General features: G+C 64.0%; 2 protein-coding genes and 1 pseudogene. 2 read left to right on the top strand and 1 reads right to left on the bottom strand.

The genetic code is table 11. The features are described 5' to 3' along the window. Positions 1–648, bottom strand: a 648-nt coding sequence (locus VJS90_RS14050) for an amino acid permease (RefSeq protein WP_324122251.1), incomplete at its 3' end; no start/stop codon positions are given. A gap of 462 nt (positions 649–1110) precedes the next feature. Between VJS90_RS14050 and VJS90_RS14045 the strand changes: the two genes are divergently transcribed. Further along, entirely contained in the window at positions 1111–2538 is a 1428-nt protein-coding gene (locus VJS90_RS14045) for a PLP-dependent aminotransferase family protein (protein WP_324122250.1), read from the top strand. Positions 2539–2667: 129 nt separating this feature from the next. Continuing rightward, positions 2668–2802, top strand: a pseudogene (locus tag VJS90_RS14040) (DNA-binding response regulator); the annotation flags it as partial.

Raw genomic sequence — 2802 nt, 5'->3', positions numbered from 1 at the left:
GAGCAGCGCGCCGATCACCGTGGTGATGCCGTTGGGCATGAAGCCCTCGGCCGTCAGGTGGGTGATGCCCCGTACCTCGCCGAACTGCCAGATGTTCAGCACGGCGGCGCCGCAGACGATCAGGAAGCAGACGATCGCGATCACCTTGATCAAGGCGAACCAGAACTCGAACTCACCGTAGTGCTTGACGTTGAAGAAGTTGACGGTGATCAGCAACAGGGTGGTGGCCAGCACGAAGACGTTGACGCTCACGCCAGGGAAGAAACCGTGAAGGATCTTGCCCGCCACATAGGCTTCCCAGGCCATGAGGATGACCCAGTACCACCAGTACAGCCAACCGATGGTGAAGCCGGCCCAGCGGCCGATGGCGCGGTCGGCATAGGTGGAGAACGAGCCGGTGTCGGGTGAGGACGTGGCCATTTCGCCCAGCATGCGCATGATCAGCACCACCAGGATGCCGCCCGCGAGATACGCCAGCACGGCCGCAGGGCCCGCGCTGTGGATCACGCTGCCAGAGCCGACGAACAGTGCGCCGCCGATGACTCCGGCGATCGACATCATCGTCAGGTGGCGCGACTTGAGCGAAGCATTGAGCTTGCTCTCGGGCGCCCCCTTGGCGCTGGATGTGGTTGTGGATGTTGCGTCCATCAGTAGTCTACCCCGTGTTTCTTTTTATCCAAGGAAACTCGCGAAACCGCGCAAATGGCGGTTTCACCCATTCATCAGTGCTGTGTGAGCAGGATGGCGTGCATGACCGCGCGCCCAGGCCTTCCATGGCGGCAAGCCTGCTACGCGGCCGAAGCGAAGACCTCGGGCCGACTGAACGGTGCAATGGCAGGACGGGCAACGCTCACGGTAGAGCGGCCCGTCGTGTCGAAAGAGGTGAAGGGGAACGGCCCCAACGGCAAAGCAGCGGTTGCATTGTGATTGTTCATGACGCTGTGTCGTGCTTTATCTGGCGATATCTGGCACCTAATGTAAAAATGTATGACACATAGAGCCATGCACAGCACAGTGAAATCCGCACTGCACTGTACAGGCCGCCAATGCAATACACCCGCGTTTACCTGCAGGCGCTTGGCGTTACGCACCCCTGAAGGCAACCTCCGAATGCTCGAACTACGCCCAGATTCCACGACCCCGCTGGTCAATCAGATCATTGACGGGTTGCGCGGACTGATCGACACCCAGACCCTCAAGCCCGGTGCCAAGGTGCCTTCGATAAGGGCCTTTGCCGCCACGTATTCGGTGAGCACCTTCACCGTGGTCGAGGCTTACGACCGCCTGGTGGCCCAGGGCCTGCTGGTCAGTCGCGGCAATGCGGGCTTCTTCGTGAACCGTTCGGCGGGTGAGGTGCTCGAGAAGCAGGGCCACACGCCTGGTCCGGCCCGGCCGACGTTCAACTCCGAGTGGTACCTGCAGCAGATCTTCGAGACCCGCCAGCTGGCGCACAAGCCCGGCTGTGGCTGGCTGCCCAATGACTGGATGTTCGAGGACGGCCTGCGCCGCGGCTTGCGCCAGGTGGCCGGCAGCCCGCTGGAGCTCACCGGCTATGGCGACCCCATGGGCCTGCCGGAGCTGCGCGCGCTGACCGCGCAGAACCTGCAGCAGGAACTGAGCATCGTCGCCAATCCGGCCCAGCTGCTGCTCACCCACGGCGCCAGCCAGGCGCTGGACCTGGCCGTGCGGACCCTGGTGCGCCCTGGCGACGTGGTGCTGGTGGACGATCCCGGCTACCCGAACCTGATGAGCATCCTGCGTTTCCAGGGCGCGACGCTGATCGGCGTGCCCCGTACCCCCACGGGCTACGACCTCGATCACCTCGAACGGCTGCTGGCGCACACCCGGCCGACGGTGTTCTTCACCCAGCCGCACCTGCACAGCCCCACGTGCTCGCGCACGCCGCTGGCGCAACTGCACCGCCTGCTACAGCTGGCCAGCCAGCACGGCTTCCGGCTGGTGGAGAACAACCTGTACGCCGACATGATCGCCGAGCCGCAGCCCTGCCTGACCACCCTCGACCACCTGCAGCAGGTGGTGTACGTGGGCAGCTACTCGAAAAGCATCTCGCCCAATGTCCGGGTCGGCTACCTGCTGGCCAATCCCGAGCTGATCCAGCAGTTGCTGCGGCTGAAGATGCGTTCCGGGCTGACCACCTCGCAGATCATGGAGCGCGTGGTGTACGCCGCGATCATCGACGGCCGCTGGCGCAAGCACCTCAAGCGCCTGCGCCAGCGCCTGGCCGAGGCGCACCAGCAAGTCGGCCGTCAGTTGCACCGGCTGGGCTTCGAGCTGTTCATCGAGTCCGACGAAGGCATGTACATCTGGACCCGTCACCCCGCCATCCCCGACAGCGCGGCGCTGCTGGACGATGCCCTTGAGCAAGGCATCATGCTTGGCCCAGGCCAGCTGTTCATGGTCGATGCCCAGGCCACGGGGTGGATGCGCTTCAACGTTGCGTTCAGCACCGATCCGGTGATGTGGGAGATGCTCGAGAAGCTGCTGGCCAAGCATGTGCGGCGTGGGGTGTCTACCTGACGCTTCATCTGCTACTGCTTTCGCGGCGGGCGAGACCCTGCTCAAGGCAATGGGTTCCCGTGAAAAGATACAAATGATAATGACTCGTAGTAGTATCCCTGCCCTGTCCCAGCCAGCCCTGAACAACCCATGCCCCTGAGCCCTCCCCCACCTTCCCCGCGCGTGCTGGTGGTCGATGACCACCGCAAGATCCGCGAGCCGCTGGCCACCTATCTGCGGCGCCACGCCTTCGATGTACGCACCGCCGAGGACGCCGGGGGCATG

This window comes from Pseudomonas sp. (assembly GCF_035277045.1).
Taxonomy (GTDB): domain Bacteria; phylum Pseudomonadota; class Gammaproteobacteria; order Pseudomonadales; family Pseudomonadaceae; genus Aquipseudomonas.
Note: the sequence above shows the minus strand (reverse complement) of the source record. Positions and strands in the feature narration are given on the sequence as shown.